Here is a 15,794-nt window from a genome sequence, read left to right as displayed (position 1 = left end):
CCTTAGCTAATTAGCTTAGAGACGGCTTCACCCGCCTCATCCGGTACACGACGAATTTCACAAGTGATCCCTAATTTTTCTAATTCGCGAAAGGCATGAATATCGCTATCATCCACAGAGACCGTTTTATGAATTTGTTTTTTACCTTCAACGAAATGCATATTGCCAACATTGACAAATTTGATAGGAACACCGCCCTGAACTAGGGTGAGTACATCTTGAGGAGTTTTACAAACGATGAAAATCTTTTGACGATCCGCGGCCTTATGGATCACATCTATAGTTTTTTGCAGGGTAAAATAACGGGTTTGCACACCATCAGAAACCACCATGTCCATTAAAGATTGGGCGACAGGATCGACAGCGGCTTCATCATTTGCAACAACCACCAAATTGGCGCCAAGCGAATTCGTCCATGTCACACCAACTTGGCCATGAATCAAACGATTATCGATACGAGTCATCAATATATTTGGGGTAGACATACTCACTCCTATTATTATTTTGTTGATTTGTATGGGTATAGCTGAACACCTTTAACAACACGATTCACTTCACCAGTCGGGCAAGGGTTATCCGGTGATAAACCATGATGAAGAGAGGCTTCAAATGCCAAAAGTTGCAAAAAGACAAGGTAAGGAAATATCAACCAAATATCATTCAGTTGGCTATCAAGCTCGACGGCCTGTACTAAAGGCTGGCTGCTCAGTGCCACAATATTCTTTGCTCGTTGGTCATGTTTCAGCTCATTTAGCAAATCTATATCATAGCGGCGGCAATACTCTTCAGCCGATAACATCACTATTACCAATGTTTCTTTATCAATCATAAATTTAGGACCATGGCGTACCCCCAATGTTGAGTCAAAGCGTGTTGCCACTTTCCCTGACGTTAGCTCTAACATTTTCAACGCCCCTTCTTCGGCTATGCCCGTAAAGCAACTTGAGCCAAGCACAACCAAGCGACTAAAACTATCCTCTGTTATGCTTTGAATCATCGGTAACCATTGTGAAAGGCCTGTTTCTGCCAATGTGGCAATCTCTTCAACATGGTTAAGTGATTGTGTGAAGTCTTGAACACCAAAGAGTAATAAGGTTGCTAATGTCATACAGCTAAAGCTTGAGGTCATGGCAAAACTGCTGTCATGAGAGCCATCCGGCATGATTAAAGAACAAACATGCTTTTTCCCTTCCGCATAACGTGCTAGCGCGCCGTCGGGATTACAGGTCAACATCAAGTGATAGACATCGTCGAGTAGCTCATCGGCCAGTTCGATGACCCCCACACTTTCAGGGCTATTACCTGAACGCGCATAAGAAACTAATAATGTCGGCTTATGTTTATCAAGGTAGTGCCAAGGGGTTGGGACGATATCGGTAGAGGCATATGCATGTACGTCTAACCCACAGTATTCGCGTAGCCAAGGTGCCATTGCTTTCCCTGCAAAAGCCGATGATCCTGCACCGCATAACACAATTTGTAAGTCTGGCTTGGCGAATAATTTGGCCAAAAAAGGCTGCCATTGTGCTGATTTTGCTGCCAACTCTCGATACAGTTCACGCCACAGTCGAGGCTGGTGTGTAATTTCTTGCGCGGTAAACAGAGCACCATGCTGTTCTAACCAAGATGGTGAATATGACAATATGGTTTTCATGCCATCACTCCTTGTGATTGAGACTCACACGCCTGTGCATATTGAAGGAGCACCCCTCGAACTTTATCCATAACCCAAGCTTTTGGGTCATTCTCTAAATCGCCGACTTTAACGGCTTCTGCCTGTTCAGGTAGGTATTGGCTTAACATTGAAATAGGAACGGGATTGCGCCTTAAATTGTCTAATAATTTAGCGACCGCGGTTTCCACTTCAGGTTCTGCCCAGTAATAACGAATACGGTCACTTAGGCTATATTGTCTGTCGATGTACTGCTGGTGAGCACTACCTTTGTAATAAGGGCGCCAACGCTCTGGCTGCTCATTCATAATTTGTTCGAGAGTGGCGTGTAAATGAGCGGCATCACGTTCACCATTCCATTCACGATCTAATTTATCGAGTGCAAATAATCCTTCACGCAGAGCAAACGTTAATGCCGGTCCGACTTTTAAGATTGCAAAGTGATCACGCACTAACTGACGATAAGCCTTTAATGCTTGGTAATCGGTAGAGTGGGCTTCATAAACGATATGAGGAACTGATTCGATAAATTGGCTAAGTGCCTTCGCTTTTTCGGGGTGATAATGTTCAACATTGTGATGGTCAAATTCGACGCCAGGTTGTACAACCAATGCAATCACTCGCGGCCACACATGAGCTAACCCATGCTCTTGCCACTTATTTTCATGGATAGACAATGTCGCTTTAGCCGCTTCAGGCGATGTCACCTGTAAGCCATCCATCGATTCTTTAGCACCGCCCGGAACAGGAACCTCTGTACCAATAACATAAACAGGCGCTTCACCACCATGATCTTGCCAGCTACGTTCCGCCACTTGGCATAGTCTTGCCGCACGAGAAGCGACCACTTCATCACTCAAAGGGATGGGATCATCCGCACAAGACATTGAGCAATCAAGGTGAATTTTACGAAAACCTGCCGCAACATAATCATAAATTAGCGTTTCTGAAAGTTGCATCGCCTCATCAGCACACCGATTTTGCCATGCATTTGGACCTAAATGATCGCCACCTAACCATACTCTCTCACGCGGGAATGCTAATTGATCCGCAATGTGCCAAACCATTTCACGAAAATCGCTAGGCAACATGCCAGTATAGCCACCAAACTGGTTAACTTGATTAGACGTTGCTTCAATTAATACGGAAGTATTTCGCTGTTTAGCAAAACGAATCGCACTTTCTAATACCCATGGATGTGCGGAACAGACAGAGTAAACCCCAACGTCCTCGCCCGATTTATGGCGATGGATCAGCTGTAATAGCGGCTGCATAATTTCTCCAAATAACTCAGATATGATTAAAAACGTTGCGTTTTTAATTAAGAATTAAAATAGATATGCCTTATTCATCAACAACAATGACTTCTACACCAAATGCCGTCAAAGCTTGGCGATAATGAAGTGGAATGCGGCTATCAGTAATAAGACGATGGATCAGTCTAGCTTCGCGTATTAAACAAAAACTCTTACGTCCAAATTTAGTCCCATCTGCCACGGCAATAATTTGATGAGCAACATCACACATCACACGGTTTAGATGTGCTTCTCCGCTATTCGGCGTTGTGATCCCTGCTTCAAGATCAAAGCCATCCACGCCAAGAAACAAAGTATCAAAACGATATTGCGATAACTGCTGTTCAGCAGCTGGCCCATAAAGAGAATAAGAATTTTTGCGCACGTGTCCGCCAAGAACCATAACATCTACGCTGTCGAAACCGGCCAGTTCGTATGCGATATTGAGAGCATTAGTCATCACGACTAAATCACGGTGCTGTTTTAGAAAAGGAACAATTTCGGCTGTGGTTGAACCTGAATCAATGATGAGAGAATCCCCATCATGAACAAACTCCGCCGCTTTTTTAGCGATACGAGTTTTAATTTCACGGTCCATGCGCCCCTTGACCTGTAACGGTCTATCGAAAGCAAATTTATGATTGACCATTGCTCCACCATAAGAGCGCAAGGCACACCCTTTTTTTTCCAGATAACGTAAATCATTACGAATAGTGACGCTAGAAACATTAAATTGTTTGCTTAACGCATCGACACGTACACTCCCTTCTTGGCACAACATATCCATGATGCATTCACGCCTTTTTACAGTATCTGTACTCATGCATATCACTCCTAAAAAACAGTACCTTGTTATCACGATTGACCATGCTAACAACATAGATGAATTACAGCAGAGTGAGCTAATCGAAAATGTGATCCTTGTTAAAGTTCATTTTTAGAACAAAAAACCACTAAAAACCTTTCGTTTCCATTCAAATCGAAAGGTTGACCTTTCAATTGATTAATTTACTTTTCAACGAAAATGCCTAATAGAGGCCAATATTTAGGTTAGTGAATGTATTAACAACGAAACGCCCCGAAAGAACGTCAAACAAACCATTTTCAAATCACGCAGTGATTAAGGTCACAAAATTGAATTTAGTTGCAATAGCTGGCGGGCTGATAAGCAGAAAAACATAGCGAAGGGAAAGGGAGAAAAACGATCAATCCTCATGGATTGGCAATGTCTCTGTGAATACACCACTCAATCAATGTCACGCATCGTAATCTCATTTGATTTATTGGAAAGAATATAAGTGGGTAAATACTCACGACCTACCCACCCTATCCATTATGGCTTTTTGATCACTTCAGCAGAAATGATAGAAATTGGCTCAACGGGCACATTTTGGTATGGGCCAACGTTTTCGGTTTTTACTTTAGAAATTTTATCAACCACATCCATTCCTTTGACAACCTTACCAAAAACGGCATAACCAAAGTCACGCTGGCCATGGTCTAAGAAGGCATTATCAGCAACGTTGATAAAAAACTGGCTGGTCGCACTGTCTTTATTCGCTGTACGAGCCATCGAAATCGTTCCACGCAAATTACGTAGACCGTTATCTGCTTCATTTTTAATGGGGCCACGTGTCTGCTTTTGCTGAAGATCTTTGTTAAAACCGCCGCCTTGAATCATAAAACCAGGAATAACACGGTGGAACGTGGTCCCGTTGTAATAACCTTCATTCACATATTGAAGGAAGTTTTCAGTGGTTACGGGTGCTTTTTTATCATTCAGTTCTAATTCAATGTTTCCCGCGGAAGTCACTAATTTGACATAGGTTTCACCCGCAGCTAATGCCAGAGAAGACGCGCTGATAGCACAGACCGCGAGTAAAGGCACAAAAATTCGTTTTAACATTCAAGATCCCTTTCGCTATAGCTTAATGACTTAATTATACTCTAAATAATTCAAGGTACAGCTAATACACCAAAAAATTGATGGCTAGACGTATAAGTGTGAGCCTGAAAGCATCATCAGCAATGCTGTAAACTTGGACTATGATGAGTGTAATTCACCAATTCTAGAGCGAAGCTAAATATATTGCTAAAGATTTACCTTTATTTACGTCAGATAATCTACAAACTCTCGACAATAGTTAAATTACTACAAATATGAGATAAAAATAGCAAATTTAAACGCATATCATCAATTGTATAGATTAATTTTGGCTTTGTTTGTCAGCCTTCAATAGCTATAATCCCTCAGCCTCAAAGGTCAACTCAGGGAGAACCACCTATGACAATCAAAAACCATAACTATCACATGACAAAATTTGTCATCAGTGCGCCCGATATCCGTCATCTACCAAAAGATACCGGTATCGAAGTTGCCTTTGCTGGCCGCTCCAATGCAGGAAAATCTAGCGCATTGAACGCGCTGACACAGCAAAAAAGCTTAGCCCGTACCAGTAAAACACCGGGACGCACTCAATTAATCAATCTATTTGAAGTCGAAGAAGGCATTCGTCTTGTTGACTTACCGGGCTACGGTTATGCCGAAGTGCCTGAAGAGATGAAGCGCAAGTGGCAAAAAGCACTCGGCGAATATCTGCAAAAAAGAGAATGCATTAAAGGCTTGGTGGTATTGATGGACATTCGCCACCCCCTGAAAGACCTAGATATGCAAATGATTGAGTGGTCTATCGCGATGGAAATTCCTGTTTTAGTGCTCCTCACGAAAGCTGATAAACTCGCGTCTGGTGCACGGAAAAAACAATTAATGGAAGTTCGTCAAACATTACAACCATTAGGGGGTGATGTGGAAGTCGAATATTTTTCCGCACTGAAAAAGATTGGTATTGATAAATTACGTATCAAACTCGATAGCTGGTACAGCACACCCGTTTAATCCATTTCCATCCTTGTGCGTCAATCGGCGCACAACGGCAAATATCATCAATTAGCTCAAATTTTGAATAAAAAAATGCTCCAGTCAAAATATTGACTGGAGCAGCTAATATTCAGCTAAATCCGATTACGTGAAGTAAAAGGTCTGAAAGATAGAACATCTTACCTCTGTACCCTACGCCGTATACTCTACTTGATTTTTTGCGCAAAAAAAAGCTTTTATGTAATTTTTTTTCAATGCTTACTACGATTCAGCGAATATAAAACCGCAATATGCGTTAAAAAACGTATTTTTATTACATATTTATGAGAGATAGGTCGCATTAATATGTAATGTAAATTTTTATTCCACTCAGCTAAAACACGTAGTTTTGCACAAATAACACACAAAAAAGGGAGTTCTCCGCCAAATAAAAACAGCAGGAAAAACCCAAAAAGATAAAGGATGTTTTATGGCATGACACTTTCAAATTGCGCAAAAGAAAACAGAGCAAACATCATCGGTGTCGAGCATCGAGCGAGATCAGGTTCACCTACAAAACAATTTCAGGCAGTAATGCCCCACCATCAACGACAATCGTCTGTCCCGTAATATAGCCTGCGGCTTGCGAGGCTAAAAATACCATCGCAGCAGCAATATCCTCTGGTTCACCTAAACGGCCGAGAGGCACTGCCCTAGCTATATTTTGATTAAGTTGGTCATCCCCTAAATTGGCCATGGCAGGTGTACGGATCATTCCCGGTTCAACGCCATTTACCGTGATCCCAAAAGGCGCTAACTCCAATGCAGCTGACTTAATAAAACCATTAACCCCCGCTTTAGAGGCCGCATAATGCGTAAGTCCTGGATAAGCAACTCTAGGGCCAGTGACAGATGAGGTGATTAAAATACGTCCACCGCCCTGCCTTTGCATAATCGGTTGAGCCGCTTGAGCCAAATAAAAAGGCGCCATTAAATTAACACTGAGTGTCTGTTGTAATAACGCCTCATCTATTTGCATAAATTCTGTTAGCGGAAAATAGGCGGCATTGTGTACCACAACATCTAATCGATGATATTGGCACTCTATTTTGGCTATCAAAGCGGTGATTTGTTGCCGCTGTGCACAGTCACAACCTTCCGCTTGAACGTTAAACCCTTTTGCGACCAATGAAGCTGCGGCTGCTTGCGCCTTTTGTAACTGCAAATCAGCCATCATCACGCAAGCCCCTAATTGAGCAAAGGCTTCAACAATCGCTAAACCAATACCTTGAGCTCCACCAGTAACTAGCACGACCTGCCCTTGAAATGCAGTTGGAGAAAATAAGCGTTCCATGATTCATCCTTTAGCTCTGAAATAAGCCTGTCGCCATAAAAGATATTAGATTACATAAACGCTATATTGAGGGAAAAAAATGGACTGTGACAATCGTTCTTAGGTAGTAAATGCACATTATATTTGATAGTAAAATAATTTCATTTTGTACACTAACTTAATTAAGTTGGCTCACATAGTAAAACAGATACATTAAATTAAATTAAATTTTTAAATGTGATTTTTTATATTTACATTTTAATGGCTGATCTATAATTTAATTAAAATTTCTTTCTGACATCTCATTTATACGAAACTGTAAAAAACGCATTAGGAATTAATACCAATGAATAAAATAATTAAATTATTTATTTTAATAATCTCAATAATTATAGGTTTTAATTGTAACGCAGAGGATTTATTGGATATTTATAAAATAACGAAAGATAACAACCCCACATTAAAAAAAACAGAAAGTGAGCGTTATCAACGCCTATAAAAAAATAGATGAAGAGCGTAGCTCATTACTACCTCAATTAAAATTAAACGCGAATTCAAGCTATAAAAACAATGATGAAACAGATAATAATAAAAATATTAAAAACTCCGCATTATCCCTACAAATGACACAAGCTATAATCGATAGTTCCCAGTGGAAATCACTGTCTATTCAAGAAAAACAGGCCGCTATTTCAGATATTAACTATCAAATAAGCCAGAAAGATCTTCTTTTAGAAACGGCTATCTCTTACTTTAATATCTTAAAGTCTATTGATGCCCTCACTTACATAAAAGCCCATAAACTCGCGGTTTATCATCAGTTAGATCAAACCACACAACGCTTTAATGTAGGGCTAACGACCATCACTGACGTGCAAAATGCGAGAGCTAATTATGACAGCATCATTGCTCAAGAGGTTATAGGTTACAACGAATTGAAGAACTCAATTGAAATATTAAGAAAAATTAGTGGCGTACGATATACTCAATTAGCAAAACTCAATATTAATAAGTTACAACTCGCCAAACCCGATAATATCACCTTTCTACTTGAAAATGCTCGAATGAAAAACCTTAGCTTATTAAAATCTCGCCTGATACAAGAAATATCAAATGATAAGATATCCCTCGCCAAAAGCGGGCATTTACCTATAGTCACTTTAGAAGCTTCTACAGCCATCAATAACACTCGGCTAGACAAGAATAATATCGAAAACCAACATCGAATACATAACCATTCAGGGAAAAATAATGCAGCCCTCTCGTTAAATTTACCAATCTATCAAGGAAATACGGTTAATTCCCAAGTTAAGCAAGCTCAGTATGGTTTTCAGGCAGCAACAGAGCAGCTTGAAAGTGATTATCGCAACGTCACCCAGCAAGTTAGCTCTTCATACAATAATATATTGTCGTCGATAAGTAGTATTAGAGCCTATAAGCAACTAATCATTTCGACACAAAGCTCATTAGATGCCACAGAAGCGGGTTATCAAGTAGGAACGCGCACTATTGTCGATATGCTGTCTGCCACTTCCGCCCTCTATCAGTCAAAAAAAAATTTATCGAATACCCAATATGATTATTTAATCAACCAATTAAAAATGGAGAAGCGTTAATCATTTCGCCTTCACCACAAAAACGGAAAATAACCATTCCAAAATTAATGGCATCGAGTCGAGGGTAAAAAACAAAAGCTCATCACCGTCTAGATATTAATGGAAAGCAAGTTGCAATTGCTGAAGTTGATACTCGTTAGAATCAATATGGGGTTACTGTCATCAGTATATCATCTTGGTCTGGAATGATTGAGCCTAATACCCAAATGCAAATCATGGCTAATGAGAAAACATCCAAACATTCGTCTGTACTTAGTTATGTATTAGTATTAATAGAATAATATATAATTTCACAATAGATAATATAACTAAATAAAACTGAGTCGAATTAAGCATTCGACTCAGTTCAGACTCTCACTAGTGGGCTTCATCCCAGTTATCGCCAATACCGACATCAACCTTCAACGGTACATCAAGTTGCATACTTTGTTCCATCAACTCACGTATTTTGGCGGTCACACTATCAAGCGCTGACTCTTTGACTTCAAAAACCAATTCATCATGTACTTGCATGAGCATGTCAGCATGTGGTTTTTCGGTCTGTAACCAAGCATCCACCGCGATCATCGCTTTCTTGATGATATCGGCTGCCGTTCCTTGCATAGGTGCGTTGATCGCCTCACGTTCAGCCGCTTTTCGGCGCATACCATTGCTTGATTTAATATCCGCAAGATACAGACGACGTCCTTCTAGAGTTTCAACATAGCCTTGTTCAGAGGCTTGATGGCGTGTATTTTCCATATAACGCAACACGCCTGGGTAACGCTCAAAATAGAGGTCCATATAGCGTTGCGCTTCACCACGAGGGATCCCCAATTGGCGCGCTAATCCAAATGCGCTCATGCCATAAATCAAACCAAAGTTAATTGCTTTTGCGCTACGACGCTGATCACTCGTCACTTCATCCAAAGGCACACCAAATACTTCAGATGCCGTTGCACGGTGAATATCCTTACCTTCCGCAAATGCAGTTAACAACCCCTTATCTTGTGATAAGTGAGCCATAATCCGTAATTCGATTTGCGAATAGTCCGCCGCCACAACCTTATAGCCCTGACGTGCAATGAAAGCCTGTCGAATACGACGGCCTTCTTCCGTTCTAACAGGGATATTTTGCAAGTTAGGGTCACGAGACGATAAACGCCCTGTCGCTGTCACTGCTTGGTGATACGAGGTGTGTACCCGTTGAGTTTGCGGGCTGATCATCAACGGCAACTTATCTGTATAGGTTGACTTCAGTTTTGCAAGACTCCGATGTTCAAGTAACAACTTAGGCAATGCGTGATTCAGTGCTAACTCTTCAAGGACTTCTTCATTGGTGGAAGGTGCGCCGCTTGGCGTTTTCTTCACAACAGGCAATTGCAGTTTCTCAAAGAGAATCGCTTGTAGTTGTTTTGGTGACGCAAGATTGAACTCTTCACCCGCAAGCTCAAAAGCCTCTTTCTCCAATTCCGCCAAACGTGCAGTGATCTCTTTCGATTGAGCCGCTAGCACCGCCGCATCGATTAATACCCCTTTACGCTCCATTCTGACAAGAACAGGCACTAAAGGCATTTCGATTTCACGGAAAACTTTATTCAACTTAGGCTCAGCTTCTAGCTGTGGATACAGAGCTTGATGGAGTAGCAAAGTCACATCGGCATCTTCTGCTGCGTAATTCGCCGCTTGTTCCAATGCAATTTGATTGAATGTCAGTTGCTTTTTGCCCTTTCCAGCGATTTCTTCGAAAGAGACGGTTTTATGGTTAAGATGGCGTTCCGCGAGGCTATCCATATCATGGCGCCCCATGCCCGCAACGCTGTTGAGTACATACGACTCCAACATCGTGTCGAATTCAATACCTTTAAGCTCAATATCGTAATTGAGTAACACCTCAGCGTCATATTTTAAGTTTTGCCCTACTTTCAAGATTTTTTCACTTTCCAGTATCGGCTTTAATACAGCCAAAACATCATTTAATGGCAATTGAGCTGGTGCATCGAGATAATCATGACCTAAGGGTAGATAAGCCGCATAACCAGGTTCAATCGCAAAGGACATGCCGACTAAGTGAGCTTCTTGAGTATCTAAACTGTCGGTTTCAGTATCAAAAGCAAATAGAGATGCTGACGCTAATTTTTCTACCCAACGATCTAAATCTGCTTTTTCTAAGATCGTTTGGTAATTTTCCGCACTCAGTGTCGGAGCAGACATGACAGCTTCAATTTTCTTTTCTGTTTTACTTGCTGCTGCACTACTCTTCGCGCTTTTCCCCTCCATCCAAGTGCCATTTTCGACATCGGCTAACCAACGTTTAAATTCATAGCGGCTAAACAATTGATGAAGTTTTTCTGCATTTGGTTTGGTAATGGCAAGCTCTTCACAGCTTTTGTCTAACTCAACATCCGTTTTAATGGTTGCAAGTTGATAAGAGAGGAATGCAACTTCTCGATTTTCTTCCATTTTAGGGGCAAGTGTTTTTGAGCCTCTAAATCCAAGCGCCGCAATCTCATCTAAAGAATCATAAATCTTCTCTAAACTGCCGATCCCCTGTAATAAGGCAAGCGCTGTTTTTTCGCCAACCCCCGGAACCCCTGGGATGTTATCAGAGGAATCCCCCATTAAAGCCAAAAAGTCGATAATCAATTCAGGTGGTACACCATATTTATCAACCACTTCCTGTGGCCCTAATATCGTATTGGTCATGGTATTGATCAGCGTAATATTGGGTTCAACCAACTGCGCCATATCTTTATCACCAGTGCTGATCAAGACAGGGATCCCTTTTTGACTCGCTTGTCTTGCAAGAGTACCAATCACGTCATCAGCTTCTACCCCAGAAACCACCAATAATGGTAAACCCATTGCTTCTACCATTTCGTGCAGTGGTGCTATTTGCTCACGCAAATCATCCGGCATGGGAGGACGGTGTGATTTATAACTTTCAAACAGTTCATCACGAAATGTTTTTCCCTTGGCATCAAAGACGACAGCCACATGGCTTGGCTGATATTGCATAATCAAGCTACGCAACATATTGAGCACACCATACATGGCGCCTGTCGGTTCGCCTGCACTGTTAGTCAGAGGTGGAAATGCATGATAAGCGCGGTATAGGTAAGATGAGCCATCTACCAATATAAGAGGATTTTCTGCTATCTGAGCCATAATCTGTCATCATCTTTTTGTCAGGAATGAATAATGAATAGGATGCCACAATGTGGGCTTAGATACACGTTGAGTTTCAATTTCACCGACGATCCTTGCGACAATGTTGCCATTACGATGACAGGAATTGAGTGATTATTTTCCCTTTATCGACGATGAAACCTAACAAAATAACCTGTGGATAACTCTGTGGGCAAAATAATGTTATGCCTTAGATTCAATAACTAAGAAAAGATCAAGTAGTTAAACAAGAAAATGAAATCAATAAGTTAGAGCAAAGTCCATTGATCTAGCGCAAAAATAGTGTATGCGAGACATTGTGGATATTGATAACGGTGCGTAAAGAATCGTGAAATGTGGCGGCAAGTCCCGCCGCCACAAGGATAGGCTATTTTTTGTTGATCAAATAGTTCACAACATTGGAGAACTCTTTTCCATAATCAGCCGCATTCTCTACCGCAATCCCGTTATTGCGGATTTGATATTTGCCATCAACAAACATCGCTGGGACTCCACGTAGCTTCAGATCTTGCGCAGCATTCTGCTGTTTAGACACCAGTGATTTGACGACAAAGCTGTTCAACGCAGCATCATATTCTTCACCACTCACACCAGCCTTAATGAAGGCGTTACGAATATCTTCTGGTGTATGAATAGATTGCGTTTTTTGGATACCTTCGAACAGAATAGGTGTCACTTTGTCTTCAACTTTTAATACCATCGCCACAGCCCAAGCTTGGGTCAGATTTGGACCTAACGGGCCTAAGAAATCAACATGATAGCGTTCCATTTTCACGCCTTCAGGCAGATTTTTTTCTACTGTCTGCGGTACTTTATAGACATTTTCAAACTGATAGCAATGTGGGCAATAAAAAGAGAAAAACTCTAATACCTGTGGCAGGTTTTGTACGGGTTGTTTGATCTCCGTATATTCTTTACCTTCAGAGTAATTTGCGGCAGCAGCCCCAAATGACATGGCAATACCAATTAAAGCCAACATGATTCTTTTCATATACTACGTTCTCCAAAAATAGTATTTATTTAATTAAAATTGAGAGTTCAACTGCAAAGGGGCTTCTTGCAATCGTTCAACTTGCAAAGCAAATTCGATTGATTGTTTTTGCCAGAAATCATCATCTTGTAACCATGAAAACGCCTTTGGAAAAGCAGGATCTTGCCAGCGACGAATGATCCATCCCAAATAATGCACCATTCGCATCGCTCTGAGTGGCTCGATCAATTTCAGCTCTTTGACATCAAAATCACAAAATTCATTATAGGCTTCCAGTAGCGTGTCCAACTGAATTAACTGTTCCTGACGAGAGCCATTTAACAGCATCCATAAGTCTTGCACCGCAGGGCCATTACGCGCATCATCAAAATCCACCAGCCAAGCCTCATCACGCCACAAAATATTGCCGGGGTGGCAATCCCCCTGTAAGCGTATTGCAGCCAATTCCGTTGGCCAAAGCCGTTTCGTCTGCTCTATCAATCTGTCGAGTGATTCAATGAATGCCGGTTTCCATCTTGGTGAAATCAATTCACTCTGAGCCATGATGTGCCTAGGTTGCTCGAGATACTCGGCAATGCCTAATGTAGGACGAAACGTGAAGTTGTTTTTCTTGCCCACTTGGTGGATCCGGCCTAATAAGCGTCCAACATCTTCAAGCTGAAATAAGTTATCAGTTTCATATTGACGCCCACCAATACTTGGAAAAACAGCAAACATGAAACCACCAAATTCCAATACGGTTTGCCCTGAAAATTCGATGGGAGCAGCAACAGCTAATTCAGCCTCTTGTAATTCAAGCGTAAAATCATGCTCTTCTTGAATTTGTGAGCGATTCCAACGTTCGGGTCGATAAAACTTCACCACAAACCGTTTACGGTTTTCGTCCTGAAACTGGTAAACCCGATTTTCATAGCTATTAAGCTCAGTCAGGCCTGATTCAGGGTAGATACCCGCTTCCATGAGTGCATCAAGGATCAGGTCAGGAGAGATGCCACTAAAATGAAAATGAGAATGTTCAATATTATTCATGACGAATTAATCTTTTATGATACCACGAGCCCGCAGTAACGCGGTTTTGAAGTCTTCTTCATAATCTTTTTTCAAACCAGGTATAGCTTCATCACTGCTTTTATCACGCATTTTCAGATGATATATCAGCACATCATCCGTGAGGTCAGATAAAGGGCCTTTAAAACCCGCCTCATCTGCAAGCTTTTGCAGTAATTCCACTAAGTTCAGATCTGAATTGTCCTTCCATACAGGATGTAGAAGCTCAATAACTTCATTTAAACGATGGCATTTCATGTTTATTCCTTCATCACGAATATTGGGGCCAAATTACTTGCTATCATACAAGAGAAAAAGCGAATGGATGTCAATCTAAGTAAAGTTTAACTTTAATTCGCATGTACATTCGTTGATTTTATAGGAAAATGAAATAAATTTTAGCGAATACTATAACGAAATTTACTTTCATCTGTGTTGAAACCTTTTATTGAAGATAGTCAGGAAAATTGAATATGTTAGATAAGCAATCAATAACCGGTGTGATACTCGCTGGTGGGCTAGGCCGCCGTATGGGGGGGGTCGATAAAGGTTTAATATCACTTCGCGGTAAACCGCTTTATCAACATATTCTTGAACGCCTTCAGCCTCAGGTCGGAAAACTGGCGATCAATGCGAATCGTAACCAAGAATGCTACCAACAAAGTGGTTTTCCTGTTATTTCTGATCTCAATGCGGATTTCGCCGGACCATTAGCTGGCATGCAGGCTGGATTACATCATGCGACAACAGAATGGTTATTATTTGTTCCTTGTGATGTTCCTGATTTTCCGCTCACACTAGCTTCAACCCTGTTTCAATCAAAAGGCGATAGCCTCGCTTGTTATGCTAATGATACAGTACGTGATCATCCGACTTTTGCCTTACTCCATCGTTCTTTAACACCTTCGTTGGATGAATATCTCGCAAAAGGGGAACGAAAATTAATGTTATTTATGCGGGAAGTTGCAGCAAAATGTGTAATTTTCCCTCCACAATCGGGCTCTTTTGCTAATTTAAACACACCAGAAGATAGCCGCAACTGGGAACAGCAACAAAAAGAATCATGAACCAAAAATCTCTACCTCTACTGGGTATCACGGCCTACAGTGGTACTGGCAAAACAACGCTATTAAAAAAAGTGATCCCATTACTACGGCAACGTCACCTCCGTGTCGGCTTAGTCAAGCACACGCATCACGATATGGATGTTGATAAACCGGGTAAAGACAGTTATGAATTGCGTAAAGCAGGTGCCGACCAAACACTCGTCGCCAGCCAAAAACGTTGGGCGCTCATGACGGAAACGCCAGATAATGAAGAAGAATTAGACCTACATTACCTCGCGAGCCGTTTTGATCCACACTCACTGGATCTCATTTTAGTGGAAGGTTTTAAGCATGAGGCGATCAGTAAGATCGCTCTGTTTAGAGCTGAGGTGGGCAAACCCCTCGATGGCTTAATTGATCAACATGTGATTGCTGTAGCAAGTAATCAAATTATTGATACTGTCTTACCGCAACTGGATATTAACAATCCTGAACAGATCGCTGACTACATTGTTTCTTGGTGGCAAAAAAGCCAATAAATTTAAGCGTATTATTAAAATAATATGCTTAATGTCTTATCAGCATGAACCATTAAATAACAAAGGCTGAACCTACACGTTCAGCCTTATCTCGTTGAATGACCTAAAACGGGTGTTTTAACGCATTGTCACGAACTCTTCCGCCGCTGTTGGGTGGATAGCCACAGTATTATCGAAATCTTTCTTGGTTGCATCCCTCGGCGTCCTGATGAGCAAATCTGTAGTTTTAT

The 15,794-nt window shown here is 41.3% G+C and carries 15 protein-coding genes and 1 pseudogene; 4 read left to right on the top strand and 12 right to left on the bottom strand.

Going from position 1 to position 15,794, the window contains the following annotated elements:
• Positions 1-2 precede the first annotated feature (2 nt).
• The 5 genes from agaV to ppiA form a co-directional block, all read right to left on the bottom strand.
• Positions 3-485, bottom strand: coding sequence for a PTS N-acetylgalactosamine transporter subunit IIB (agaV, locus tag ACWPW6_RS01580; protein WP_196713870.1), 483 nt, complete (start codon positions 483-485; stop codon positions 3-5).
• Between the two features lie 14 nt (positions 486-499).
• On the bottom strand, positions 500-1,654 hold the full coding sequence (locus ACWPW6_RS01575; RefSeq protein ID WP_196713871.1) for an SIS domain-containing protein: 1,155 nt from the start codon (positions 1,652-1,654) through the stop codon (positions 500-502).
• Positions 1,651-2,946: a D-tagatose-bisphosphate aldolase, class II, non-catalytic subunit gene (locus ACWPW6_RS01570; RefSeq protein WP_154622083.1), complete on the bottom strand. Its 1,296-nt coding sequence runs from the start codon at positions 2,944-2,946 to the stop codon at positions 1,651-1,653. The genes ACWPW6_RS01575 and ACWPW6_RS01570 overlap by 4 nt, the downstream gene beginning before the upstream one ends.
• Before the next feature lie 70 nt (positions 2,947-3,016).
• The gene (gene agaR / locus ACWPW6_RS01565; protein ID WP_154622084.1) at positions 3,017-3,790 is read right to left on the bottom strand and encodes a transcriptional repressor AgaR; all 774 of its coding nucleotides are present in this window, start codon (positions 3,788-3,790) and stop codon (positions 3,017-3,019) included.
• A gap of 510 nt (positions 3,791-4,300) precedes the next feature.
• A complete protein-coding gene (gene ppiA / locus ACWPW6_RS01560; RefSeq protein WP_154622085.1) occupies positions 4,301-4,873 on the bottom strand; it encodes a peptidylprolyl isomerase A in 573 nt (190 codons plus the stop codon).
• A 378-nt stretch (positions 4,874-5,251) separates the two neighbouring features.
• Between ppiA and yihA the strand changes: the two genes are divergently transcribed.
• Positions 5,252-5,863: a ribosome biogenesis GTP-binding protein YihA/YsxC gene (yihA, locus tag ACWPW6_RS01555; RefSeq protein WP_154622086.1), complete on the top strand. Its 612-nt coding sequence runs from the start codon at positions 5,252-5,254 to the stop codon at positions 5,861-5,863.
• A 112-nt stretch (positions 5,864-5,975) separates the two neighbouring features.
• Here the strand turns inward: yihA and ACWPW6_RS01550 are convergent, their stop codons facing one another.
• Complete coding sequence (locus ACWPW6_RS01550; RefSeq protein ID WP_438361642.1) at positions 5,976-6,023, bottom strand: hypothetical protein; 48 nt, start codon at positions 6,021-6,023, stop codon at positions 5,976-5,978.
• 372 nt (positions 6,024-6,395) lie between these two features.
• Positions 6,396-7,178 carry an SDR family oxidoreductase gene (locus ACWPW6_RS01545; RefSeq protein ID WP_454209253.1) on the bottom strand — a complete coding sequence of 261 codons (783 nt, stop codon included), beginning with the start codon at positions 7,176-7,178 and terminating at the stop codon, positions 6,396-6,398.
• A 455-nt stretch (positions 7,179-7,633) separates the two neighbouring features.
• On the opposite strand from ACWPW6_RS01545, the gene ACWPW6_RS01540 reads away from it, so the two are divergent.
• Entirely contained in the window at positions 7,634-8,773 is a 1,140-nt protein-coding gene (locus ACWPW6_RS01540) for a TolC family outer membrane protein (protein ID WP_249999697.1), read from the top strand.
• A gap of 357 nt (positions 8,774-9,130) precedes the next feature.
• Here ACWPW6_RS01540 and polA read toward each other — a convergent pair whose 3' ends face one another.
• The 4 genes from polA to ACWPW6_RS01520 all read right to left on the bottom strand — a co-directional run bounded on the left by polA (position 9,131) and on the right by ACWPW6_RS01520 (position 14,237).
• On the bottom strand, positions 9,131-11,920 hold the full coding sequence (polA, locus tag ACWPW6_RS01535; RefSeq protein ID WP_247046719.1) for a DNA polymerase I: 2,790 nt from the start codon (positions 11,918-11,920) through the stop codon (positions 9,131-9,133).
• Between the two features lie 388 nt (positions 11,921-12,308).
• A complete protein-coding gene (dsbA, locus tag ACWPW6_RS01530; RefSeq protein ID WP_154624382.1) occupies positions 12,309-12,932 on the bottom strand; it encodes a thiol:disulfide interchange protein DsbA in 624 nt (207 codons plus the stop codon).
• 33 nt (positions 12,933-12,965) lie between these two features.
• Positions 12,966-13,961 carry a serine/threonine protein kinase gene (locus ACWPW6_RS01525; RefSeq protein WP_249999695.1) on the bottom strand — a complete coding sequence of 332 codons (996 nt, stop codon included), beginning with the start codon at positions 13,959-13,961 and terminating at the stop codon, positions 12,966-12,968.
• A gap of 6 nt (positions 13,962-13,967) precedes the next feature.
• Entirely contained in the window at positions 13,968-14,237 is a 270-nt protein-coding gene (locus ACWPW6_RS01520) for a YihD family protein (RefSeq protein ID WP_154624380.1), read from the bottom strand.
• Between the two features lie 215 nt (positions 14,238-14,452).
• Here ACWPW6_RS01520 and mobA point away from each other — a divergent pair, with 215 nt between their 5' ends.
• A complete protein-coding gene (gene mobA, locus ACWPW6_RS01515; RefSeq protein ID WP_249999693.1) occupies positions 14,453-15,046 on the top strand; it encodes a molybdenum cofactor guanylyltransferase MobA in 594 nt (197 codons plus the stop codon).
• Positions 15,043-15,564, top strand: a complete 522-nt coding sequence (gene mobB / locus ACWPW6_RS01510) for a molybdopterin-guanine dinucleotide biosynthesis protein MobB (RefSeq protein ID WP_247046722.1) — start codon at positions 15,043-15,045, stop codon at positions 15,562-15,564. The genes mobA and mobB overlap by 4 nt, the downstream gene beginning before the upstream one ends.
• A gap of 117 nt (positions 15,565-15,681) precedes the next feature.
• On the opposite strand, the pseudogene ACWPW6_RS01505 reads toward mobB, so the two are convergent.
• Positions 15,682-15,756: pseudogene (locus tag ACWPW6_RS01505) on the bottom strand (hypothetical protein); the annotation flags it as partial.
• Between the last annotated feature and the right edge of the window lie 38 nt (positions 15,757-15,794).

Source organism: Providencia sp. Marseille-Q8014 (assembly GCF_965112055.1).
Note: the sequence above shows the minus strand (reverse complement) of the source record. Positions and strands in the feature narration are given on the sequence as shown.

Excerpts from the sequence above, each read along its gene's own strand:
- ACWPW6_RS01545 (WP_454209253.1), bottom strand. The coding sequence starts at position 7,178 with ATGGAACGCTTATTTTCTCCAACTGCATTTCAAGGGCAGGTCGTGCTA.
- yihA (WP_154622086.1), top strand. The coding sequence starts at position 5,252 with ATGACAATCAAAAACCATAACTATCACATGACAAAATTTGTCATCAGT.
- polA (WP_247046719.1), bottom strand. The coding sequence starts at position 11,920 with ATGGCTCAGATAGCAGAAAATCCTCTTATATTGGTAGATGGCTCATCT.
- ACWPW6_RS01570 (WP_154622083.1), bottom strand. The coding sequence starts at position 2,946 with ATGCAGCCGCTATTACAGCTGATCCATCGCCATAAATCGGGCGAGGAC.
- agaR (WP_154622084.1), bottom strand. The coding sequence starts at position 3,790 with ATGAGTACAGATACTGTAAAAAGGCGTGAATGCATCATGGATATGTTG.
- mobB (WP_247046722.1), top strand. The coding sequence starts at position 15,043 with ATGAACCAAAAATCTCTACCTCTACTGGGTATCACGGCCTACAGTGGT.
- dsbA (WP_154624382.1), bottom strand. The coding sequence starts at position 12,932 with ATGAAAAGAATCATGTTGGCTTTAATTGGTATTGCCATGTCATTTGGG.
- mobA (WP_249999693.1), top strand. The coding sequence starts at position 14,453 with ATGTTAGATAAGCAATCAATAACCGGTGTGATACTCGCTGGTGGGCTA.
- agaV (WP_196713870.1), bottom strand. The coding sequence starts at position 485 with ATGTCTACCCCAAATATATTGATGACTCGTATCGATAATCGTTTGATT.
- ACWPW6_RS01575 (WP_196713871.1), bottom strand. The coding sequence starts at position 1,654 with ATGAAAACCATATTGTCATATTCACCATCTTGGTTAGAACAGCATGGT.
- ACWPW6_RS01525 (WP_249999695.1), bottom strand. The coding sequence starts at position 13,961 with ATGAATAATATTGAACATTCTCATTTTCATTTTAGTGGCATCTCTCCT.
- ACWPW6_RS01520 (WP_154624380.1), bottom strand. The coding sequence starts at position 14,237 with ATGAAATGCCATCGTTTAAATGAAGTTATTGAGCTTCTACATCCTGTA.
- ppiA (WP_154622085.1), bottom strand. The coding sequence starts at position 4,873 with ATGTTAAAACGAATTTTTGTGCCTTTACTCGCGGTCTGTGCTATCAGC.